Source organism: Streptomyces sp. NPDC002144 (assembly GCF_053593695.1).
In genome coordinates, this window is sequence record NZ_JBSFDB010000013.1 from 30,144 (window position 1) to 51,391 (window position 21,248).

General features: G+C 69.7%; 20 protein-coding genes and 1 pseudogene. 8 read left to right on the plus strand and 13 right to left on the minus strand.

All coding sequences use genetic code 11. The annotated features are described in order from the left end of the window. Positions 1-23: 23 nt before the first annotated feature. The 3 genes from rpsD to ACWCQ1_RS20735 form a co-directional block, all read right to left on the minus strand. Positions 24-638, minus strand: a complete 615-nt coding sequence (rpsD, locus tag ACWCQ1_RS20725) for a 30S ribosomal protein S4 (protein ID WP_208781099.1) — start codon at positions 636-638, stop codon at positions 24-26. 297 nt (positions 639-935) lie between these two features. Further along, on the minus strand, positions 936-2,291 hold the full coding sequence (locus tag ACWCQ1_RS20730) for a replication-associated recombination protein A (protein ID WP_451027074.1): 1,356 nt from the start codon (positions 2,289-2,291) through the stop codon (positions 936-938). A 43-nt stretch (positions 2,292-2,334) separates the two neighbouring features. Continuing rightward, positions 2,335-2,991, minus strand: coding sequence for a vitamin K epoxide reductase family protein (locus tag ACWCQ1_RS20735; RefSeq protein WP_133044875.1), 657 nt, complete (start codon positions 2,989-2,991; stop codon positions 2,335-2,337). Between the two features lie 146 nt (positions 2,992-3,137). Here ACWCQ1_RS20735 and ACWCQ1_RS20740 point away from each other — a divergent pair, with 146 nt between their 5' ends. From ACWCQ1_RS20740 to ACWCQ1_RS20760, 5 genes and pseudogenes are all read left to right on the plus strand, one after another. Then, entirely contained in the window at positions 3,138-4,004 is an 867-nt protein-coding gene (locus ACWCQ1_RS20740; RefSeq protein ID WP_133044876.1) for an ABC transporter ATP-binding protein, read from the plus strand. After that, positions 4,001-4,846: an ABC transporter permease gene (locus ACWCQ1_RS20745; RefSeq protein WP_133044877.1), complete on the plus strand. Its 846-nt coding sequence runs from the start codon at positions 4,001-4,003 to the stop codon at positions 4,844-4,846. The genes ACWCQ1_RS20740 and ACWCQ1_RS20745 overlap by 4 nt, the downstream gene beginning before the upstream one ends. Continuing rightward, the gene (locus tag ACWCQ1_RS20750; protein WP_358603085.1) at positions 4,843-6,042 is read left to right on the plus strand and encodes a sensor histidine kinase; all 1,200 of its coding nucleotides are present in this window, start codon (positions 4,843-4,845) and stop codon (positions 6,040-6,042) included. Before ACWCQ1_RS20745 ends, ACWCQ1_RS20750 begins: the two co-directional genes overlap by 4 nt. Next, a complete protein-coding gene (locus ACWCQ1_RS20755) occupies positions 6,039-6,665 on the plus strand; it encodes a response regulator transcription factor (RefSeq protein WP_358602980.1) in 627 nt (208 codons plus the stop codon). Before ACWCQ1_RS20750 ends, ACWCQ1_RS20755 begins: the two co-directional genes overlap by 4 nt. Positions 6,666-6,740: 75 nt before the next feature. Further along, a pseudogene (locus ACWCQ1_RS20760) lies at positions 6,741-6,854 on the plus strand (DNA-binding response regulator); the annotation flags it as partial. Positions 6,855-6,928: 74 nt separating this feature from the next. On the opposite strand, the gene hisS reads toward ACWCQ1_RS20760, so the two are convergent. After that, positions 6,929-8,191, minus strand: a complete 1,263-nt coding sequence (hisS, locus tag ACWCQ1_RS20765; RefSeq protein ID WP_358602983.1) for a histidine--tRNA ligase — start codon at positions 8,189-8,191, stop codon at positions 6,929-6,931. A gap of 12 nt (positions 8,192-8,203) precedes the next feature. Continuing rightward, on the minus strand, positions 8,204-8,914 hold the full coding sequence (locus ACWCQ1_RS20770) for an MBL fold metallo-hydrolase (protein ID WP_133044880.1): 711 nt from the start codon (positions 8,912-8,914) through the stop codon (positions 8,204-8,206). 191 nt (positions 8,915-9,105) lie between these two features. Here ACWCQ1_RS20770 and ACWCQ1_RS20775 point away from each other — a divergent pair, with 191 nt between their 5' ends. Then, positions 9,106-9,924 carry a peptidylprolyl isomerase gene (locus tag ACWCQ1_RS20775; RefSeq protein WP_358602986.1) on the plus strand — a complete coding sequence of 273 codons (819 nt, stop codon included), beginning with the start codon at positions 9,106-9,108 and terminating at the stop codon, positions 9,922-9,924. Positions 9,925-10,081: 157 nt separating this feature from the next. Then, positions 10,082-11,311 carry a DUF349 domain-containing protein gene (locus ACWCQ1_RS20780; protein WP_133044882.1) on the plus strand — a complete coding sequence of 410 codons (1,230 nt, stop codon included), beginning with the start codon at positions 10,082-10,084 and terminating at the stop codon, positions 11,309-11,311. Positions 11,312-11,383: 72 nt separating this feature from the next. On the opposite strand, the gene ACWCQ1_RS20785 is transcribed toward ACWCQ1_RS20780, so the two are convergent. Beyond that, positions 11,384-13,909 carry a RelA/SpoT family protein gene (locus ACWCQ1_RS20785; RefSeq protein WP_358602988.1) on the minus strand — a complete coding sequence of 842 codons (2,526 nt, stop codon included), beginning with the start codon at positions 13,907-13,909 and terminating at the stop codon, positions 11,384-11,386. Between the two features lie 320 nt (positions 13,910-14,229). On the opposite strand from ACWCQ1_RS20785, the gene ACWCQ1_RS20790 reads away from it, so the two are divergent. Next, positions 14,230-14,553: a hypothetical protein gene (locus ACWCQ1_RS20790; protein WP_133044884.1), complete on the plus strand. Its 324-nt coding sequence runs from the start codon at positions 14,230-14,232 to the stop codon at positions 14,551-14,553. A gap of 104 nt (positions 14,554-14,657) precedes the next feature. Here the strand turns inward: ACWCQ1_RS20790 and ACWCQ1_RS20795 are convergent, their stop codons facing one another. The 7 genes from ACWCQ1_RS20795 to ruvC all read right to left on the minus strand — a co-directional run bounded on the left by ACWCQ1_RS20795 (position 14,658) and on the right by ruvC (position 21,155). Continuing rightward, positions 14,658-15,197 carry an adenine phosphoribosyltransferase gene (locus ACWCQ1_RS20795; RefSeq protein ID WP_133044885.1) on the minus strand — a complete coding sequence of 180 codons (540 nt, stop codon included), beginning with the start codon at positions 15,195-15,197 and terminating at the stop codon, positions 14,658-14,660. Further along, on the minus strand, positions 15,194-16,297 hold the full coding sequence (gene secF, locus ACWCQ1_RS20800; RefSeq protein ID WP_133044886.1) for a protein translocase subunit SecF: 1,104 nt from the start codon (positions 16,295-16,297) through the stop codon (positions 15,194-15,196). Before secF ends, ACWCQ1_RS20795 begins: the two co-directional genes overlap by 4 nt. A gap of 3 nt (positions 16,298-16,300) precedes the next feature. Then, entirely contained in the window at positions 16,301-18,076 is a 1,776-nt protein-coding gene (gene secD / locus ACWCQ1_RS20805) for a protein translocase subunit SecD (protein WP_133044887.1), read from the minus strand. A 135-nt stretch (positions 18,077-18,211) separates the two neighbouring features. Continuing rightward, the gene (gene yajC, locus ACWCQ1_RS20810) at positions 18,212-18,703 is read right to left on the minus strand and encodes a preprotein translocase subunit YajC (protein ID WP_244373546.1); all 492 of its coding nucleotides are present in this window, start codon (positions 18,701-18,703) and stop codon (positions 18,212-18,214) included. Between the two features lie 187 nt (positions 18,704-18,890). Continuing rightward, positions 18,891-19,961 carry a Holliday junction branch migration DNA helicase RuvB gene (gene ruvB / locus ACWCQ1_RS20815; RefSeq protein ID WP_133044889.1) on the minus strand — a complete coding sequence of 357 codons (1,071 nt, stop codon included), beginning with the start codon at positions 19,959-19,961 and terminating at the stop codon, positions 18,891-18,893. 52 nt (positions 19,962-20,013) lie between these two features. Then, positions 20,014-20,619 carry a Holliday junction branch migration protein RuvA gene (ruvA, locus tag ACWCQ1_RS20820; protein ID WP_358602997.1) on the minus strand — a complete coding sequence of 202 codons (606 nt, stop codon included), beginning with the start codon at positions 20,617-20,619 and terminating at the stop codon, positions 20,014-20,016. After that, positions 20,616-21,155: a crossover junction endodeoxyribonuclease RuvC gene (gene ruvC, locus ACWCQ1_RS20825; protein ID WP_451027075.1), complete on the minus strand. Its 540-nt coding sequence runs from the start codon at positions 21,153-21,155 to the stop codon at positions 20,616-20,618. The genes ruvA and ruvC overlap by 4 nt, the downstream gene beginning before the upstream one ends. Between the last annotated feature and the right edge of the window lie 93 nt (positions 21,156-21,248).

Sequence of the window (21,248 nt, forward strand, 5' to 3'; positions counted from 1 at the left end):
GTGGTGCTACGGCCTGCCGGTGATCAGCGGGCGTAGTACTCGACGACGAGCTGCTCGTCGCAGATGACCGGAACTTCCTTGCGGTTGGGCTCGCGGTCCAGGCGGAACGCCAGGGCCTTGAGGTTCACCTGCAGGTAGCGCGGGGTCTCGCCGTCGGGGGCGAAGCCACCCTCACGGGCGATCTGGAAGAGGGTCTTCTCGCGGCTGCGCTCGCGGACCATCACGACGTCGTCGGGACGGACACGGAACGACGGCTTGTCGACCTTCTGGCCGTTGACCTCGATGTGGCCGTGAACGACCATCTGACGGGCCTGGTAGATCGTGCGGGCGATGCCCGAACGCAGCACCAGGGCGTCGAGACGGCGCTCGAGCTCCACGATCAGGGCCTCACCGGTCTTGCCCTGCACCTTGGAGGCACGCTCGTAGGCACGGACCAGCTGGCGCTCGGAGATGTCGTACTGCGCGCGCAGACGCTGCTTCTCCAGCAGACGGACCTTGTAGTCCGAGTTCTGCTTGCGGCCACGGCCGTGCTCACCCGGCGGGTAGGGGCGGGCCTCGAAGTACTTGACGGCCTTCGGGGTCAGCGCGATACCGAGGGCACGCGACTTCTTGACCTTGGGGCGGGACTGGTTCGCCACTGTCTCTTTCTTCTTTCTGATATTCGGCTTGTCAGGGTTAGGGGAGGTCGCATCCGCAGCCGGGGAATCCCGCCTGGTCCGTTACCGGACCGGGTGGGCAGCCGCTCCCCTGGTCTGGGCACATACGTGCAGCACGCGAGTGGCCCACCGACCGGTCCCGTCCTGCGACGAGTGGTGGTGGGCTGCCCGCGACACCTTCGACGGTGCGCGACGCTCCTGGAACCCGCTGGGGGTTCCGGCCGGCTGTCCCGCTCTGACTGCGCGGGACTCGGCACTCCGAGGAATTCTACAGGGTGCTCAGGACCGCCTCCGACCGAGGTGCTTCCTGGTCCACTCGACGGCGTCCGCGTACCGCGCCTCGGCTCCGTGCCGGGTCGGGGTGTAGTACTCGCGGTCCTTGACGGTGTCCGGGGCGTACTGCTGCTCGGCGATGCCCTCGGGCAGGTCATGGGGATAGACGTACCCCTGCGCGTGCCCGAGCTTGGCGGCGCCCTTGTAGTGCCCGTCGCGCAGGTGCGGCGGCACCTGGCCCGCCAGCCCCTTGCGTACGTCGTCCAGGGCGGCGCCGATCGCGGTGGTCGCGGCGTTGGACTTCGGGGCCAGGGCGAGGGCGATGGTGGCGTGGCTGAGGGTGAGGGCGGCCTCGGGGAAGCCGATCATGGCGACGGCCTGGGCGGCGGCGACCGCGATCGGCAGCGCGTTCGGGTCGGCCAGGCCGATGTCCTCGCTCGCGGAGATCATCAGGCGGCGGGCGATGAACCGGGGGTCCTCGCCCGCCTCGATCATGCGGGCCAGATAGTGCAGGGCGGCGTCGACGTCCGAGCCCCTGATGGACTTGATGAGGGCGCTGGCGACGTCGTAGTGCTGGTCGCCGTCGCGGTCGTACTTGACGGCCGCCCGGTCGACGACCTCCTCCAGGGTCGTCAGCGCGATCTCCGTCTCGCCCTTGTCCAGGGCGGCCCCCGCGGCGGCCTCCAGGGCGGTCAGGGCGCGGCGGGCGTCGCCGCCGGCGATGCGCAGGAGGTAGTCCTCGGTGTCCTCGGGAAGGGTGACGACGTCCTTCAGGCCCCGCTCGTCGCCGAGCGCCCGCTTGAGCAGGCCCCGGATGTCGTCGTCGGTGAGCGGTTCGAGGGTGAGGAGCAGGGAGCGGGACAGCAGCGGGGAGATCACCGAGAAGTACGGGTTCTCGGTGGTGGCCGCGATCAGGGTGACCCAGCGGTTCTCGACCGCGGGGAGCAGGGAGTCCTGCTGGGCCTTGCTGAAGCGGTGGATCTCGTCCAGGAAGAGGACGGTCTCCTTGCCGTATCCGCCGGTGGCGCGGCGGGCGCCGTCGATGACCGCGCGGACCTCCTTGACACCCGCGGTGATCGCCGACAACTCGACGAAGCGCTTGTTGGTCGCCTTGGAGACAACGTAGGCGAGCGTTGTCTTGCCGGTGCCGGGCGGGCCCCAGAGGATCACCGAAGACGGTCCGGCCGGGCCGCCCGCGCCCTCGCCGACCAGGCGGCGCAGGGGTGAGCCGGGCTTGAGCAGGTGCTGCTGGCCCACCACCTCGTCGAGGGTGCGCGGGCGCATCCGTACCGCCAGGGGGCTTCCTGCCGGATCCTTCTCCTGGCGTTCTTCTGCGGCGGCGGTGAACAGGTCGGGCTCCACGCTGAAACCCTAAATCACGGCACTGACAACGCGGCCGGCGATGTCAGCTGGTCCAGAAGTCCCACCAGCGCGTGAGGACCAGCATGCCGATGATGCCGATGTGCAGCACGGGCATGACCCAGGTGAACTCGCCGAAGAAGCTCTTCAGCCAGCGGGGGGTCGGCAGGAAGTCGTTGCGGATGTTGAAGGAGGTCACGTACCAGAACATGGTGATCGTGGCGACCCAGGCCAGCGAGCACCACAGGCACAGCGCGTTGATCCGGTACAGGGACTGGAACTGCAGCCAGGTGCAGAAGCCCACGCCGAAGAGCGTGCCGAAGTTGAAGGTCAGCCAGTACCAGCGGGGGAAGCGGGCGCGGGCCAGCAGGCTCATGCCTACGCAGATGACGATGCCGTAGCAGACCAGGCCGAGCATCGGGTTGGGGAACCCGAAGGCGGCGGCCTGCTTGGACTCCATGACGCTGCCGCAGGAGACGACCGGGTTGAGGCTGCAGCCCGGGGTGAAGGTCTTGCCCTCGACCTTGGCCTCGAGGAGCTTGAACTTGTCGACCGTGATGACCCACGCGGCCAGCAGGCCGGCCGCCCCGGTGATGATCAGCAGCAGGGCGAAGGCGCGGCTGCCGCCGAGCGTGCGCGTCCCGGGGGCCGCGCTGTTCGGCTCGGGCTCGGTGGAGACGTCTTTGACTGTGGTCTTGCTCATCACGTCGATTCCGTCTGCTGGGGAGGGGGACGTTCTTCGGGCAGGGGCCATTGTGCCGCACCGGGGCCCCTGTCCACCGTTCGGTGGACATAAGGAAGTACGCACGGTCGTCCCCGTGCGTTCGGTTCCGGACGATGCTCGACGGCATGACAGCACACGCGTACGAACTCGCGGTGGATGTCCGGGGGCTGCGCAAGCGGTACGGGGACGTCACCGCGCTGGACGGCGTCGATCTCGGCATCCGGCGCGGCGAGGTGTTCGGCCTGCTCGGACCCAATGGCGCGGGCAAGAGCACGACGGTGGAGATCCTCCAGGGCAACCGCTCCCGGGACGGGGGCGAGGTGTCGGTGCTCGGGTCGGATCCGGAGGCCGGCACGCGCGCGTGGAGGTCCCGTGTGGGAATCGTCTGGCAGGACGAATCGGCGCCCGCGGAGTTGACGGTCCGCGAGACCGTACGGCATTTCGCTCTCTACTACCCCAGGCCGCGCGACCCGGAGGAGGTCATCCGCCTGGTGGGTCTGGAGGCGAAGGCGGACAGCCGGATCAAGGCGCTGTCCGGCGGTCAGCGCCGACGGCTGGACGTGGCGCTGGGCGTGATCGGCGACCCCGAACTCCTGCTTCTGGACGAGCCGACGACCGGCTTCGACCCGGCGGCCCGGCGCCAGTTCTGGGACCTGATCAGGCTGCTCGCCGAGGAAGGCACCACCATCCTGCTGACCACGCACTACCTGGAGGAGGCGGAGGCGCTCGCCGACCGGCTCGCGATCGTCTCGCGCGGCCGGGTCGTCGCCGAGGGCGAACCGGCCGCCCTGCGGGGGCGCCACGGCACGGAGGCCACCGTCGAGTGGACCGAGCCGGACGGCGTCACGCGCACCGAGCGCACGCACACCCCGACCCGTACGGTCGCCGAACTGACGCACCGCTTCGACGGCGAGATCCCGGGCCTCAGGGTGACCCGCCCCACGCTGGAGGACGTCTACCTCCGGCTGACCGGACAGGAGGACGCGCGATGACGACGACCACCGTAGGGAGCCGGACCGAGGCGCCCGCGGAGCGGTTGCCCGGGGCGTGGGGTCTGGGCATGCGGCGGGGCGGGCTCGAGATCAGGCAGTTCTTCCGGCAGCGCGACCAGGTGGTGTTCTCCTTCTGCTTCCCGGTCGTCTTCCTGTTCCTGTTCGCGTCGATCTTCCGCGACGGCGTGCCCGGCACCGGGGTCAGCGCCTCGCAGCTGTACGTGCCCGCGATGATGGCCTCCGGCATCATGTCGACGAGTTTCCAGTCGCTGGGCATCTCCATCGCCGTCGAACGGGACGAGAAGGTGCTGCGCCGGCTGAGCGGGACACCGATGCCGCCGTCCGCCTACTTCCTCGGCAAGATCTGGCTGGTGCTGTTCACGGGGGTGGTGGAGACGGCGATCCTGCTGCTCGTCGGCACCACCCTGTACGACGTCGATCTGCCCACCGACGCCTCCCGCTGGTTCGACTTCGCCTGGATCTTCGTGCTGGGGCTGACCGGGTGCGCGCTGCTCGGCATCGCGATCAGCTCGGTGCCCAGGTCGGCGAAGAGCGCCAGCTCGGTGGTCGTCCTGCCGTTCCTGGTGCTGCAGTTCATCTCCGGGGTGTACATCTCCATCGACACCATTCCGAACTGGATGCTGAACATCGGTGCGTTGTTCCCGCTGAAGTGGCTGTGCCAGGGGCTGCGGGGCGTGTTCCTGCCGGACTCCGCGAAGGTCCTGGAACAGGCGGGGAGTTGGGAGTTCGGGAAGGTCGCGCTGGTGCTGGCCGCCTGGTGCGTCGGAGGATTGGTGCTGTGTCTGCTGACGTTCCGCTGGAAGGACCGGCGCACGGGATGACCCTGCCGGGGGCCGCGCCCGAGGCGCACGCCTGGGACCGCTCGATCCGGCTCTGGGATCTGTACTTCGCCCTCGCCTGGGTGGCCACGGTCGCCTTCGTGCTGGGCGCGGCGCAGCAGAGCTGGGCCGCGCGGCTGGTCGCGGTCGGGCTGCTCGTCCCGCTGGTGCCGCTGTACGTGGGGGTGGGCCGGGCGCTGATCCAGGAGGATCCGCCGGAGCTGGGGCGGGCGCTGCGCTATCTGGCCGCGGCGATGGCGCTGTTCCTGCCGTCGGCGATCCTGGTCGACGAGACGCGGCTGGTGGCGTTCGCGCTGATCCCGCAGTGCTTCATGACCCTGCGCATGCGCTGGGCCCTGGTCACCGTGTCCTTCATCAACCTGGCGCCGGTGGTGGGCTGGGCCCTGCTGCGGCGGCCGAGCGGCGAACAGGCCTTCTCCAACTTCCTGTTCTCCGGGATGATGCTGGTCTTCTCGATCGTGATCGGCAGCTGGATCATCCGCATCATCGAACAGAGTGTGGAGCGGGCCGAGTTGATCGCCGAGCTGGACGCCAGCCGGCACGAGGTCTCCCGGCTGTCGGCCGCCCACGGCGCCCTGGCCGAGCGGGAGCGCATGGCCCGGGAGATCCACGACACCCTCGCGCAGGGCTTCACCAGTCTGCTGATGCTGATCCAGGCCGTGGAGGCCGAACTCGACCACGACCTCCCGCAGGCCCGCCGCCACCTCGCCCTGATGGACGAGACCGCCCGGCAGAACCTCGCCGAGGCCCGTGCGCTGGTCGCCGGGACCGCCCCCGCCGACCTCGACGGCGCGTCCCTGCCGGACGCGCTCAGCCGCCTCGCCGCCCGCCACGAGGCGACGCTGGTGGTGACCGGTCCGGTACGGCCGCTGCCGGCCGGCCCCGAGGTCGTCGCGCTGCGCGCCTGCCAGGAGGCCCTCGCCAACGCCCGTAAGCATGCCGGGAGTTCGGTGGTGGTGGGTATCGCGCTGACCTACGCCGACGACACCCTGTCCCTCTCCGTGCGGGACGACGGCAGCGGATTCGACCCCGGCACCCCGTGCGCCGGCTACGGCCTCGCGGGGCTGCGCGCCCGGGCCACCGAGGTCGGCGGCAGCGCACGGATCCGCAGCACACCGGGCGACGGCACGACGGTGACGGTCAGCCTGCCCATCTCGCCCGTGAGGAGCGCTCGATGATCCGGATCGTCCTCGCCGACGACCATCCCGTCGTACGGGAGGGTCTGCGGGCGATGCTCAGCGCCGAGCCGGATCTGGAGGTGGTCGCCGACGCGGCGAACGGGCCGCGGGCGGAGGCGCTGGCCGCCGAACTGCGGCCCGACATCGTCCTGATGGACCTGCGGATGCCCGGCGGCGGGGGCGTCGACTCGATCGTGCGGATGAGCGAGGCGGATCTGCCGTGCCGGGTGATCGTCCTGACGACGTACGAGACGGACCGGGACATCCTGCGCGCGGTCGAGGCGGGCGCGGCGGGCTATCTGCTCAAGGACATGCCGCGCGGCGAACTGGCGGAGGCGATACGGGCGGCGGCTCGCGGCGAGACGGTCCTCGCTCCGTCGGTGGCGGCCCGCCTGGTGGACCGGCTCCGCGCCAGGCCGGAGCGCCCCCGCCTCTCGGAACGGGAGACGTCCGTACTGCGGCTGGTCGCCGAGGGCTGCACGAACGCGGAGATCGGCCGACGCCTGTTCATCGGCGAGTCGACGGTCAAGACCCATCTGCTGCGCATCTTCGGCAAGTTGGACGTCGACGACCGTACAGCCGCCGTCACCAGCGCCATGCGCCACGGCCTCCTCGACCAATGACAGGCACCACCACCAACCGAAGAACACGAAGATCGGACAGCGCCCCGCGCGGCGACAGCCGCACATGAGCACAGCATCGGCGAATCGACGGTCAAGACCCATCTGCTGCGCATCTTCGGCAAGTCGGACGTCGACGACCGTACGGCCGCCGTCACCAGTGCCATGCGGCACGGGCTCCTCGGGCAGTGAGACGCGGGCGCTCCCTGGGCGACCCCAACTGCCGCCTGACGGCGGCGAGTTGGGGGAACGCCGAGGGTGCTGTCCTAGCCGAGCCGTGACTCCAGTTCCGCCACGATCTCGTTCACGCCGATCGCCGTCTGCTCGCCCGACTCCATGTCCTTGAGCTGGACGACACCCTCGGCGAGGTCGCGTTCGCCGGCGACGATCGTGTAGCGGGCGCCGCTGCGGTTGGCGTTCTTCATGGCGCCCTTGAGCCCCTTGGCGCCGTAGGAGAAGTCGGCCGCGATGCCGAGCTTGCGCAGCTCGGTGACCTTGGCGAACAGGATCCGGCGGGCCTCCTCCCCCAGCGGCACCGCGAACACGCTGGTGGTGGAGGGGAGTTCGAGCTCGACGCCCTCGGCCTCCAGCGCCAGGACCGTGCGGTCGACGCCGAGGGCCCAGCCGACGGACGGCAGCGCGGGGCCGCCGATCATCTCCGACAGTCCGTCGTAACGGCCGCCGCCGCCCACCGCGGACTGCGAGCCCAGACCGTCGTGGACGAACTCGAAGGTCGTACGGGTGTAGTAGTCCAGCCCGCGCACCAGCTTCGGGTCGTCCTCGAAGGCCACGCCCGCGGCGGTGATCAGCTCGCGGACCTCCTCGTGGTACGCCTTGCAGGCGTCGCAGAGGTAGTCGCGCAGGAGGGGCGCACCCGTCAGCTGCTTCTGCACCGAGTCCCGCTTGTCGTCCAGGACGCGCAGCGGGTTGATCTCGGCCCGGCGCAGGGTGTCCTCGTCCAGGTCCAGGCCCCGCAGGAAGTCCTGCAGCGCGGCCCGGTACACCGGACGGCACTCCTTGTCGCCCAGGCTGTTGAGCAGGATCCGGAAGTCGCTCAGGCCGAGCGAGCGGTACGCCTGGTCGGCGAGGATGATCAGTTCGGCGTCGAGCGCCGGGTCCTCCGCACCGATCGCCTCGGCGCCGACCTGCGAGAAGTGCCGGTAACGGCCCGCCTGCGGCTGCTCGTAGCGGTAGTAGGAGCCCGAGTACCACAGCTTGACCGGAAGGTTGCCCTGCCGGTGCAGGTTCGCCTCCAGCGCGGCACGCAGCACAGACGCGGTGCCTTCGGGGCGCAGGGCCAGCTTGTCCCCGCCCTTGGTCTCGAAGGCGTACATCTCCTTGGTCACGATGTCGGTGGACTCACCGACACCGCGCGCGAAGAGTTCCACGTTCTCGAAGCCGGGAGTCTCGACGTAGCCGTAGCCGGAGTTGCGCAGTGGAACCGAGATCGCCTCGCGGACCGCCAGGAACTTGGCGGATCGCGGCGGGATCAGGTCGTACGTGCCCTTGGGGGCCTGAAAGGTGCTCACGGAACTCTCTCGTCACATTCCTCGTCGGGGAGCGTCGACATCCGCTCCCGGGCCGGCGGCCACCTGCCGCAGATAGGGGTTGGTGGCACGCTCCTGGCCGATGGTCGTCTGGGGGCCGTGGCCGGACAGCACCACGGTCGAGTCGTCGAGCGGCAGGCACACACGGGCCAGCGAGTCGAGCATCTCGGCCATGTCACCGCCGGGCAGGTCGGTGCGTCCGATGGAGCCGGCGAAGAGCAGATCCCCGGAGAAGAACACGGAAGGGATCTCCGTGGTCTCGGGCATCTGGAAGGTCACCGACCCCTTGGTATGGCCGGGCGCGTGCGCGACGGAGAACTCCAGACCCGCGAGCGCCAGCCTCGCGCCGTCGGTCAGCTCCCTGACGTCGTCCGGCTCCCCCACGGTCAACTCGCCCATCAGCGGCATCCCGATGGAACGGCCGAGCGCTTTCTCCGGGTCCGCCATCATGTAGCGGTCCTCGGGGTGGATCCACGCGGGGACGTCGTGCGCGCCGCACACCGGGACGACCGAGGCCACATGGTCGATGTGGCCATGGGTGAGGACGACGGCGACGGGCTTGAGCCGATGCTTCTTCAGCGCTTCCTCGACGCCTTGGGCGGCCTGGTGGCCGGGGTCGATGATCACGCACTCCTCACCGGCGGCCGGGGCGACGAGATAACAGTTCGTCCCCCAGGCCCCGGCGGGGAACCCGGCAATGAGCACGATCGTCCTTCGTGGTGTCGATTACGGGCGGCTACAGCTGCTGTCAACGAATGGCTACAGCTGTCGTCAGAGCCTACCGGCGCTGCCGAATCCTCAGCGAACCCATATACGGTACGGGTCACACGCAGGCGCTCGGCTCACCAGACGCACGCGTCCCAGTCGGCGTACGAGACGCATGAGGAGAAAACCCCGTGGTCACCCAGGAACAGCGGAAGCGGCAGCTCGCGCGGGAGAAGTTCTTGCGGCAGCAGCAGCGGCGCACGGAGGCGCGGCGCAAGGCGCGCATGCGCAACTCGGTGATCGCGTCGGTGCTCGGCGTGATCCTGATAGGCAGCGTCGCGATCTACACGACCGGGGTCCTGAAGGACGACAAGAAGGCGAACGCCAGCTCGGAGACCACCCCGAGCGCTGCTCCGACCAGCAAGGCCCCGGACCCGTGCGCGAAGCCGGCCGCGGGCTCGGTGAAGAAGCTGAGCTGGAAGAAGGAGCCGGCGACGACCATCGACACGTCGGCGAAGTACACCATGAAGCTCGCCACGACGTGCGGTGACATCGACATCGCGCTGAAGACGTCGGCGGCCCCCCACACCGTGAACTCGTTCGACTTCCTCGCGTCGAAGGGCTTCTTCGACCACACCAAGTGCCACCGGCTCACCACCAACGGCATCTACGTGCTGCAGTGCGGCGACCCGACGGGCAGCGGCAGCGGCGGTCCCGGCTACACGATCCCGGACGAGAACCTCAAGGACAAAAGCCTGAAGGGCGGGGTCTACCCGGCGGGCACGGTCGCGATGGCGAACACCGGCCAGAAGCACACCGGCGGCAGCCAGTTCTTCCTCGTCTACCAGGACAGTCAGCTTCCCCCGAGCTACACGCCTTTCGGTACGATTTCAGCCTCGGGCCTGAAGGTTCTGAAGAAGATCGCGGCCGCCGGCGAGAGCACGGGCCAGGGTGACGGGGCGCCCAACGCGACCGTCGTGATCAACAAGGCAACGGTCACCAAATCCTGATCGCGTCGGGACCGTATTCCGACCCCGAGGTGCGAAATTTCGGTCGCGCGGGATGCGGACAGGCAACCCGCCGGTCGCCTATGTTGGCCGTGACGAAACTGTGGACGATGCCCGGGGGTGCTGAAGCCCTCCGCAGGCATCATGTGGAGGAGGCGCTGTGAGCAGCGACCCGTGGGGCCGCGTCGACGAGACGGGGACCGTGTACGTGCGTACGGCCGACGGCGAGCAGGTCGTCGGTTCCTGGCAGGCAGGCTCCCCCGAGGAGGCGCTGGCCTATTTCGAGCGCAAGTACGAGGGCCTGGTTGTGGAGATCGGCCTCCTCGAGAAGCGAGTGAAGACCACCGACCTGTCCGCGAAGGACGCGCAGACGGCGATCGACCACATCCGTGAGCAGGTCGACGCGCATCACGCGGTCGGCGACCTGGACGCCCTGCGGCAGCGGCTGGACAAGCTGGTCGAGACGGTCGAGGCGCGGCGCGAGGAGCGCAAGCAGCAGCGCGCCAAGCAGTCGGACGAGGCCCGGCACGCCAAGGAGGCGCTGGTCAGCGAGGCGGAGCAGCTGGCGCAGTCCGACCAGTGGCGGGCGGCGGGCGAGCGGCTGCGGGCGCTGGTGGACACCTGGAAGGGTCTGCCGCGGCTGGACCGCAAGTCGGACGACGAGCTGTGGCACCGCTTCTCGCACGCCCGCTCGGCCTTCTCCAAGCGCCGCAAGGCGCACTTCGCGTCGCTGGACGCGCAGCGCGAGGAGGCCCGCAAGGCCAAGGAGCGGCTGGTCTCCGAGGCCGAGGCGCTGTCCGGTTCGACGGACTGGGGTCCGACGGCCGCGCGCTACCGCGAGCTGATGACGGAGTGGAAGGCCGCGGGCCGCGCCCAGCGCGAGCACGAGGACGACCTGTGGAACCGCTTCCGCGGCGCCCAGGACGTGTTCTTCGCCGCCCGCAGCTCGGTCTTCGCGGAGCGGGACGCCGAGCAGTCCGAGAACCTGAAGCTCAAGGAGGAGCTGGCCGAGGAGGCCGAGAAGATCCTCCCGGTGACCGATCTGAAGGCAGCCCGGGCCGCCTTCCGCTCGGTCAACGAGCGCTGGGAGGCCATCGGCCACGTCCCGCGCGACGCGCGCCCCAAGGTCGAGGGCCGGATGCACGCGGTGGAGCGGGCCATCCAGGAGGCCGAGGAGGCCGAGTGGCGCCGCACCAACCCGGAGGCACGCGCGCGCGCCGAGGGGCTGACCGGCCAGCTCCAGGCCGCCGTGGACAAGCTCAAGGGCCAGATCGAGCAGGCGCGCGCCCAGGGCAACACCGCCAAGGCCGACAAGCTCCAGCGCGAGCTGGAGGGCCGCCAGGCCCTGCTGGACCAGGCCCTGAAGGGTCTGCAGGAGTTCGGCGGCTGATCCCCGCCCGACGGCACCGAGAGGGGCCCCGCACCGGCCGGTGCGGGGCCCCTTCGTCGTGTGCCCTGCGGGTTACGACCGGCGGGCCGAGGTCACCCGGTAGACGTCGTAGACGCCCTCGACGCCCCGTACGGCCTTCAGGACGTGCCCCAGGTGCTTCGGGTCGCCCATCTCGAAGGTGAAGCGGGAGGTGGCGACGCGGTCGCGGGAGGTCTGGACGGCCGCGGAGAGGATGTTGACGTGCTGGTCGGACAGGACACGGGTGACGTCCGACAGCAGCCGGGAGCGGTCCAGCGCCTCGACCTGGATGGCGACCAGGAAGACCGAGGACTGGGTGGGCGCCCACTCGACGTCGAGGATGCGCTCCGGCTCCCGGGACAGTGACTCCACGTTCACACAGTCGCTGCGGTGAACCGATACGCCACTACCCCGGGTGACGAAGCCGATGATCGGGTCGCCGGGGACGGGCGTACAACAGCGGGCCAGCTTGACCCACACGTCCTCGACGCCCTTGACGATGACGCCCGGGTCCGCGCTGGAGCGCCGCTTGCGGCGACTGCGGGTCGGCGGGACCGATTCGTCGATCTCCTCGGTGGCCGCCTCCTCGCCGCCGAGCGCGGAGACCAGCTTCTGCACGACGTTCTGCGCGGAGACATGGCCCTCGCCGATCGCCGCGTACAGCGCGGAGATGTCCGGGTAGCGCATCTCGTGCGCGAGGGTGACCAGCGAGTCGCCGGTGAGGATGCGCTGGATCGGCAGGTTCTGCTTGCGCATCGCGCGGACGATGGCGTCCTTGCCCTGCTCGATGGCCTCGTCGCGGCGCTCCTTGGAGAACCAGGCCCGGATCTTGTTGCGGGCGCGCGGCGACTTGACGAAGCCGAGCCAGTCCCGAGACGGTCCGGCGCCGGCCGCCTTGGAGGTGAAGACCTCCACCAGGTCACCGTTGTCGAGGGTCGACTCCAGCGGTACGAGCCTGCCGTTGACCCGCGCTCCTATCGTCCGGTGGCCGACCTCCGTGTGGACCGCGTAGGCGAAGTCCACCGGGGTGGCACCCGCCGGGAGCGCTATGACGTCGCCCTTGGGGGTGAAGACGAAGACCTCGTTGCGGGACAGGTCGAAGCGCAGGGACTCCAGGAACTCGCCCGGGTCCTCGGTCTCCTTCTGCCAGTCGAGCAGCTGGCGCAGCCACGCCATGTCGTTGAGGTGGTCGTCCTTCTTGCCGGCCTTGGGCACGTCGGTACGCACCTTGGAGGCGCCGGCGACGGCCTCCTGCTTGTACTTCCAGTGCGCGGCGATGCCGTACTCGGCGCGGCGGTGCATGTCGAAGGTGCGGATCTGCAGCTCGACCGGCTTGCCGTTGGGGCCGATGACCGTCGTGTGCAGCGACTGGTACATGTTGAACTTGGGCATCGCGATGTAGTCCTTGAACCGGCCGGGGACCGGGTTCCATCGCGCGTGCACGGTGCCGAGGGCGGCATAGCAGTCGCGGACCGTGTCGACGAGGACGCGGATGCCCACCAGATCGTAGATCTCCGCGAAGTCACGGCCGCGGACGATCATCTTCTGGTAGACGCTGTAGTAGTGCTTCGGGCGGCCGGTGACGGTCGCCTTGATGCGGGCCGCGCGCAGGTCCTGCTGGACCTCGTCGGTCACTATGGCCAGGTACTCGTCACGCTTCGGTGCCCGCTCGGCCACCAGCCGTACGATCTCGTCGTACATCTTGGGGTAGAGGATCGCGAAGGCGAGGTCCTCCAGCTCCCACTTGATGGTGTTCATGCCGAGGCGGTGGGCGAGCGGCGCGTAGATCTCGAGGGTCTCGCGCGCCTTCTTCTCCTGCTTCTCGCGCTTGAGGTAGCGCATGGTGCGCATGTTGTGCAGCCGGTCGGCGAGCTTGATGACCAGGACGCGGGGGTCCTTGGCCATGGCCACGACCATCTTGCGCACGGTCTCGGCCTGCGCGGCCTCGCCGAACTTGACCTTGTCCAGCTTGGTGACGCCGTCGACGAGCAGGGCGACCGAGTCGCCGAAGTCGCGGCGCAGCTGGTCGAGGCCGTACTCGGTGTCCTCGACGGTGTCGTGCAGCAGGCCCGCCATCAGGGTGGCCGGATCCATGCCCAGCTCGGCGAGGATCGTGGTCACCGCGAGGGGGTGGGTGATGTACGGGTCGCCGCTCTTGCGCTTCTGGCCGCGGTGCCAGCGCTCGGCGACCTGGTAGGCGTTCTCGATCTGGCGGAGAGTGGCCGTCTCGGTCTTCGGGTCGTTGCTGCGCACTATCCGCAGCAGCGGCTCCAGGACCGGGTTGTACGGGTTGGAGCGCTGGACGCCGAGGCGGGCGAGGCGGGCACGGACGCGGTTGGAGGAGCCGGAGCGGGCGGGCTGGCCGGCGTTGGGGCGGACCGCGGGCGCCTGGGTCTGCTCGGGCGGGGCCGGCTTGGGGCGCGACTGATCGGCCGACTTGTCGACGGGGGCCGACTGGGCGTGCTCGACCGGCCCGGCGCTGTCGTTCGTCGGGTGCGATGTGCTCGGCGCGGGCTTGGCCGCGGCTGCCGAGGCGGACTCGGGCTTGGCGGCGGTCAGGTGCTGGGCCTCGTCTGGCAAGAGGACTCCTCGTGCGCGATCCGGGTCCCCCGGTCAGGCTCCGGAGGACCCATGGTAGCGATCCTGTGTCTCAGGATCGCCTGCAGACCGATGTGAGGCCGGTCTACCCGCGTAACACGAGCCGCCGCCCCTGGATTCCCACGGCCCGCATCGGCATCCGGGAAGCCTTTTCCTAAAAGCCACCAATTGCACAGAGCGGAAAAATCAGGGCCATTTAATGCCGTTGACTCGAACATCTGCCGCCACCTAAGATCCACTTCGACCAAGAAGCGGAAGAATTTGACCTATTCCGCCTCTGAACAAAAAGAAACGGGATGAGCATGAGGATTCTCGGAAAGACTGTGGCGGCTGCGGCTCTGGCAGTGGGCCTGAGTGCGGCTTTCGCGCTTCCCGCCCAAGCGGCGACCGCGGCCCCCGCGTCGACGCACCGGGGCAGCTCGGGGTGCTTCAACTGGTCCTGGGCGGACGGGACCACCACGACCACCATCTACTACCACAACACGTGCAGCACGACGCAGCACCTGTGCGTGTGGTGGAAGGACGGCCAGGAGAACAACCTGCACCGCATCACCGCCGCGGGCGATGCGAAGGGGCACCTCAAGGAGCCCGGCACCATCATCAGCAATGACATCGAGGACTGCTGATTTCGCCATCAGGCGGATTGCATAAATAGCAGGGAACAAAACAATCCAGCCCCGAGTGCGCATTCACGCCGCACTCAGGGCTGGATCGTTTTGCGAAACTTTGCTCAGACGGTGAGCACGGCCTCCAGGGGGGCACCTTCGAGAGCGGGCTCCAGACGAGCCCGGCCGCCCAGGAATCCCAGCTCCATGAGGACGGCGAGACCCGCGACCTCGGCACCCGCCCGGCGGATGAGCTGGAGGGAGGCCTCGGCGGTGCCGCCGGTGGCGAGGACGTCGTCGACGACCATGACCCGGTCGGCCGCGGAGAGGTCCTCCGCGTGCACCTCGATCTCGGCGGAGCCGTACTCCAGCTCGTACGCCTGGCTGAGGGTCGCTCCGGGGAGCTTGCCCGCCTTGCGCACGGGGATGAAGCCGAGTCCGGCCCGCACGGCGACCGGGGCGCCGAGGATGAAGCCGCGGGCCTCCAGGCCGACGATCTTCGTGGCCCCGCTGCTGACCGCGATGGCGGCCAGCGCGTCGGTGAGCACCGTGAACGCCGCGGGGTCCGCCAGGAGCGGCGTGATGTCCTTGAACGTCACGCCCGGTTCCGGGTAGTCCGCCACGTCACGGATACGGCTGAGCAGCAGCTCCTTGACGTCGGTCATCGGCGCTTCCCCGAGGGTCGGCCGCGGCCCCGGTTGCGGGACGCGGGCTGGTTGCGCGGTCCGACGACGGCCGGGGTGGCGTCCTCCGGCTCGTCCTGGCCGAGGCGCGCCCCGGCCAGTTCCTCCTCGGCGGCGGCCTGGGCCCGCTTGGCGAGGACGCGCTTCTTCAGGGCCTTCATCTGCGGCTCGGCCTCCTTGAGGTCGGCGACGAGCGGCGTGGCGATGAAGATCGAGGAGTAGGCACCGGCAGCGAGGCCGACGAACAGCGACAGCGAGATGTCGTTGAGCGTGCCCGCGCCGAGGAAGCCGCCACCGATGAACAGCAGGCCCGCGACCGGCAGCAGCGCGACGACCGTGGTGTTGATCGACCGGACCAGGGTGCCGTTGATCGAGTGGTTGGCGATGTCGCTGTAGGTGAAGCGGGTCTGCTTGGTGATGTCCTTCGTCTGCTCCTTGAGGCTGTCGAAGACGACGACCGTGTCGTAGAGCGAGTAACCGAGGATCGTCAGCAGACCGATGACCGTGCCTGGCGTGACCTCGAAGCCGACCAGGGCGTAGATACCGGTCGTGATGGTGATGTCGTGGATCAGCGCGACCAGGGCCGCGACCGCCATTCGCCACTCGAAGGCGATCGCCAGATAGATCACCACGAGGACCATGAAGATGCCGAGGCCCTCCCAGGCCTTGTTGGCGATCTGTTCACCCCAGCTCGGGCCGACCAGGTCGGCAGCGATGGAGTCGGGAGACATGTTCATGTCCTTGGCCAGCTCGGCCTTGGTCGCGTCCGACTTCGCGGTGTCCATCCCGGCGATCTGGATGCGAAGGCCGCCGGTGCCGAGCTTCTGCACCACCGCGTCGTGGCCTGCGGCCTTGGACGCGTAGGTCTCGGCCTGGGCCACCGAGATGCTGGTCTTCTCGGTGGTGAAGACGGCGCCGCCCCGGAAGTCGATGCCCATGTTCAGGCCGCGCACCGCCAGGCCGACGATGGCCGTGATGGTGATCAGGATCGAGACGCCGTACCAGATCTTGCGCTTGCCGACGAAGTCGTAGCTGATCTCGCCGCGGTGGAGTCGGGCGCCGAGGTTGCCGAGTTTCGACATCGCTCACGCTCCCTTCGGGTCGACAGGACCGGCGACGGGGCCGGAGGGACGGCGGGTGCGGCGCAGGGGCGCCTTGGCGCCCAGGCCCTTCGGGTCGAGCCCCGACCACTTGTGGCCGCCCGAGAAGAACTTGTGGCGGGCCAGGATGGTCATCAACGGCTTGGTGAAGAGGAAGACGACGACCACGTCGAGCACGGTGGTCAGACCGAGCGTGAACGCGAAGCCCTGGACCTTGCCGACGGTCACGATGAACAGCACCGCTGCGGCCAGGAACGAGACGAAGTCGGAGACCAGGATGGTGCGCCGGGCGCGCGGCCAGGCGCGTTCGACGGCGGGGCGCAGGGAGCGGCCTTCGCGGATCTCGTCCCGGATTCGTTCGAAGAACACGATGAACGAGTCCGCGGTGATGCCGATCGCGACGATCGCGCCACAGACGGCCGGGAGGTTCAGCGCGAAGTGGATCGTGGGGCCCAGCAGCGACATGATCACGTAGGTGAGGATCGCGGACACCAGCAGCGAGGGGATCGCGACGACCGACAGACCGCGGTAGAAGGCCAGCAGGTAGATGACCACCAGGCCGAGGCCGATCGCACCCGCGATCAGACCGGCGTGCAACTGCTCACCGCCGAGCGCGGCGGTCACGGTGGTCACGCTCTGCTCCTTGAAGGAGAGCGGGAGCGCGCCGTAGGACAGCATGTTGGCGAGGCCCTGGGCCTCCTGCTGGGTGAAGCTGCCGGTGATCTCCGCGTTGCCGCCGGTCAGTGCCTCCGAGACGCGCGGGTCGGAGACGACGTTGCCGTCGAGGACGATCGCGAACTGGTTCTGCGGGGACTGGTTCTTGGCCAGCTGACCGGTGATGTCGCCGAACTTCTTGGCGCCCTTGGAGGTGAACTCCATGGTGACGGTCCAGCCTGCGGCGGACTGGGTGTTGAAGACGGCCTGGGCCTTCTTGACGTCCGTGCCGTCGACCGCGGCGGGACCAAGGACGTACTTCTGCCACTGGCCGCCGGAGTTCTTGCCGCAGGCGACGGTGGGGTCGGTGGCCTTGGCGCTCTTGCCGGCGGTGGTCTGAGCCGTCTTCTTGGTGCAGTCGAGGGCGGCGTACTGCGCCTGCAGCTTGGCGGCCGCGTCACTGGCGGCGGAGCTGCCGCTCGCCGACGGGGAGGGGCTGGACGACGCCTTCGCGCCGGACGAGCCGGTGGCACTCGGTGTCGAGTCCGCCTTCAGCGCGTCGGTCACGGCGCGCCCCTGCGAGGTGGCGGTCGCGGAGGGGCTCGCGGAGGACGACGAGGTCGCCTTCGGCTTGCCGGTCGCCTTGCCCGAGGGGCTGCTGGAGGCGCTCGGCGACGGGCTGGCCGTGGCGGCGCCGCCGGACACCTCGGTGGCGAGCACCGGGCGGAAGTACAGCTTGGCGGTGGTGCCGACCTGCTGGCGCGCTTCCTCGGAGTTCGTGCCCCTGGGGATGTTGACGATGATGTTGCTCGTGCCCTGGGTCTGGACCTCCGTCTCGGACACGCCCAGACCGTTCACACGGCGGTTCATGATGGCGACCGCGGTGTCCATGTTGGTCTTGTTGATCGCGTTGGGCTGACCCGGCTCGTTCTGCGCCTGAAGCGTGATGCTCGTGCCACCGGCAAGGTCGATACCGAGACGTGGAGTGGTGTTGCCGGAGGCGAACATCGCTCCGGTGAGTCCCACGATGGCGATCAGGATGAGGGCCAGCGAGCGTCCTGGCTTGCTCTGGGCGCTCGCGCTCCGGCCCTTTTTAGGTGCTGCCACCTTCTCGTACTCCCTCTCGGGCCGCCCCGCGCCCGGTCGGCGTGGTGGCGGCCATGACATGGTGTCGGGATCCCCGTGTGCGAGACGCACACGTCCCGGGGCGCGGGAGGTCGGCCACGCGCCCTTGGGACGTGGCTACTTCGACTCGGAGTCGCCGTCGGTCTTCTTCGGCTCCTCGTCCGGCTTCGCCTCGGCGGCGACGGGCTCGTCGGCCGGTTCCTCGGGCGCGTCCTTCTTGCCGAGGTCGACGGACTTGTCGTCGGAGGCGGCGGCAGCTTCGTCGGCGGAGTCGTCGGTCTCGGTGAGGGAGGAGGCGTCGTCCGGGACGACGTCGGAGTCGGACTTGAGGTCGTGCTCGATGCCGTGCACGATGCGGTTGTACTCGTCGTCGCTGAGCACGGAACCGATGGCGTTCTTCGCGAAGAGGAGCTCGACACCGGGACCGGCGTCGAGGAGGACCGTGTCCTCGTTGACCTCCTTGACCGTCGCGTACATTCCCCCGATCGTGCGGACGCCGCTGCCGGGCTGCATCTCGTTGCGCATGTTCGCGGCCTGCTGCTGCTTGCGCTTGGCCGAGCGGGTCATGAGGAACATGGCCCCGATGAGCACGATGAACGGGAGGAGCATGGTGATATTCACGGGACGGAGTTTCCTTCGCACGACCGCGGCGGACGGCGGCCTGATGGATGGGGGTATGTATACCGCCGACAAAGGCGGCATCGGCGGAGTCTAAGCGAGTCCGCGCGCATGGAACAACGCTCAGCATGGCACCTGGGTTCCTGACCCGGCCAATGCCCGCGCCGTCACAATGGCATCACGTCCCGAACAGGTCCTGTTGTCCGTTTCCCGCAGTAGCCGAGCGCGGCGGCGTGAGGCCGAGATGCGCCCACGCGGCGGGCGTGGCGACCCGGCCACGGGGGGTGCGGGCGAGCAGCCCCTCCCGTACGAGGAAGGGCTCGGCCACCTCCTCCACGGTCTCGCGCTCCTCCCCCACCGCGACGGCGAGGGTCGACAGCCCGACCGGGCCGCCGCCGAAGAGCTTGAGCAGAGCCTCCAGCACACCGCGGTCGAGGCGGTCGAGGCCGCGGGCGTCGACCTCGTACACCGCGAGGGCCGCGGCCGCGATGTCCCGGGTGATGATCCCGTCCGCCTTGACCTGTGCGTAGTCCCGCACGCGGCGCAGCAGGCGGTTGGCGATACGGGGCGTGCCGCGGGAACGGCCGGCGATCTCGGCGGCGCCGTCGGCCTGGATCTCCACATCGAGGAGGTTCGCCGAGCGATGGATGACGCGCTCCAGCTCGGCGGGCTCGTAGAACTCCATGTGCGCGGTGAAGCCGAAGCGGTCGCGCAGCGGGGGCGGCAGCAGGCCCGCGCGCGTGGTGGCGCCGACCAGGGTGAAGGGGGGCAGGTCGAGCGGGATGGCGGTGGCGCCGGGGCCCTTGCCGACGATGACGTCGACGCGGAAGTCCTCCATCGCCATGTACAGCATCTCCTCGGCGGGCCGGGACATGCGGTGGATCTCGTCGAGGAAGAGGACCTCGCCCTCCTGGAGGGAGGACAGGATCGCGGCCAGGTCGCCGGCGTGCTGGATGGCGGGGCCGGAGGTGATGCGGATCGGGGCGCCCATCTCGGCCGCGATGATCATCGAGAGAGTGGTCTTGCCGAGGCCGGGAGCGCCGGAGAGCAGCACGTGGTCGGCGGTGGCGCCGCGCGCGCGGGCGGCGCGCAGGACCAGGTCGAGCTGTTCACGGACCTTCTCCTGGCCGATGAACTCGCCCAGGTCCTTGGGGCGCAGGGCGGCCTCGACGGCCTGGTCCTCACGGTCGGCGACAGAGTCCACCAGCCGCTCGGGGGCGGGGGTGTCGGTGGTGTCGTCCCAGTTCATGGAGTGTGCCTCGGGTCTCGTGGGTCTTCCGGCGGGCGCGGTGGTCGGCGGTTCAGCGGGCTCTGTTGAGGGTCTGCAGGGCGGCCTTCAGCAGCTGGCCGACCTGCGGGGTGCCGCCGGCCGCCTCCGCCTGCGGGGTCACGGCGGCCACCGCCTCGTCGGCCTCCCGGGTGGCGTACCCGAGGCCGATGAGGGCGGCGTGCAGCTGGTCGCGCCAGCCCTGGCTGACCGGAGCGCCGATCGCGGGGGCGCCGATGGGCTCGCCGAGCCGGTCCTTGAGCTCCAGCAGCAGCTTCTGGGCGCCCTTCTTGCCGATGCCGGGGACGGCGATCAGTGCCTTCTCGTCCCCGGTGGCGACCGCCCTGCGCAGGGCGTCCGGGCTGTGCACCGCCAGCATCGCCTGGGCCAGGCGCGGGCCGACGCCGCTCGCCGTCTGCAGCAGCTCGAAGATCTGACGCTCGTCGTCGTCCACGAAGCCGTACAGGGTGAGCGAGTCCTCCCGTACGACCAGGGAGGTGGCGAGCTTGGTCTGCTGGCCCATGCGCAGTCCGGACAGGGTGTTGGGCGTGCACTGGACGGCGATGCCGATCCCTCCGACCTCCACCACGGCGGAGTCGGGGGCGAGGGCGGCGACCGGGCCGCTGACGAAGGCGATCATGCGGGGCGGCCTTTCGTTGCTTTGGCTGCGTGCAGGGCGACGGCCTGCTGGAGGCGGTTGTGGGCGGGGGCGCGCCAGATGTGGCAGATGGCGAGCGCGAGGGCGTCCGCCGCGTCGGCCGGTTTCGGGGGCGCGTCGAGCCGGAGCAGCCGCGTCACCATGGCGCCGACCTGGGCCTTGTCGGCGCGTCCGGTGCCGGTGACGGCGGCCTTGACCTCGCTCGGCGTGTGCAGGGCGACGGGGATGCCGCGGCGGGCCGCGCAGAGCATGGCGACGGCGCTGGCCTGGGCGGTGCCCATCACGGTGCGGACGTTGTGCTGGCTGAACACCCGCTCCACGGCGACGAATTCGGGCCGGTGTTCGTCCAGCCAGGCCTCGATGCCCTGCTCGATCGCGACGAGACGGTGCCCCAGTTCGGCGTCCACGGGCGTGCGGACGACACCGACGCCGACCATGGTGAGCGGCCGCCCCGCGACCCCCTCGACGACGCCGACACCGCACCGGGTCAGCCCGGGGTCCACCCCCAGTACGCGCACCGCGCCCTCCCCTCGATCCCTTTCGATCGCCTGTTTGTGCAGGCTATCGGGTGCCACCGACAACGGCCGACATGGCGACGGGCCGACGGGGCG

What these genes read in the sequence shown, in the direction of transcription:
- ruvB (WP_133044889.1), bottom strand. Translation starts at nt 19,961, where the DNA reads ATGAACTGGGACGACACCACCGACACCCCCGCCCCCGAGCGGCTGGTG.
- ACWCQ1_RS20735 (WP_133044875.1), bottom strand. Translation starts at nt 2,991, where the DNA reads ATGAGCAAGACCACAGTCAAAGACGTCTCCACCGAGCCCGAGCCGAAC.
- ACWCQ1_RS20740 (WP_133044876.1), top strand. Translation starts at nt 3,138, where the DNA reads ATGACAGCACACGCGTACGAACTCGCGGTGGATGTCCGGGGGCTGCGC.
- yajC (WP_244373546.1), bottom strand. Translation starts at nt 18,703, where the DNA reads ATGCTCCTCCCGTTCATCGTGCTCATCGGGGCCATGTTCCTCATGACC.
- ACWCQ1_RS20790 (WP_133044884.1), top strand. Translation starts at nt 14,230, where the DNA reads ATGAGGATTCTCGGAAAGACTGTGGCGGCTGCGGCTCTGGCAGTGGGC.
- ACWCQ1_RS20745 (WP_133044877.1), top strand. Translation starts at nt 4,001, where the DNA reads ATGACGACGACCACCGTAGGGAGCCGGACCGAGGCGCCCGCGGAGCGG.
- ACWCQ1_RS20795 (WP_133044885.1), bottom strand. Translation starts at nt 15,197, where the DNA reads ATGACCGACGTCAAGGAGCTGCTGCTCAGCCGTATCCGTGACGTGGCG.
- ACWCQ1_RS20750 (WP_358603085.1), top strand. Translation starts at nt 4,843, where the DNA reads ATGACCCTGCCGGGGGCCGCGCCCGAGGCGCACGCCTGGGACCGCTCG.
- ACWCQ1_RS20755 (WP_358602980.1), top strand. Translation starts at nt 6,039, where the DNA reads ATGATCCGGATCGTCCTCGCCGACGACCATCCCGTCGTACGGGAGGGT.
- ruvA (WP_358602997.1), bottom strand. Translation starts at nt 20,619, where the DNA reads ATGATCGCCTTCGTCAGCGGCCCGGTCGCCGCCCTCGCCCCCGACTCC.
- secF (WP_133044886.1), bottom strand. Translation starts at nt 16,297, where the DNA reads ATGTCGAAACTCGGCAACCTCGGCGCCCGACTCCACCGCGGCGAGATC.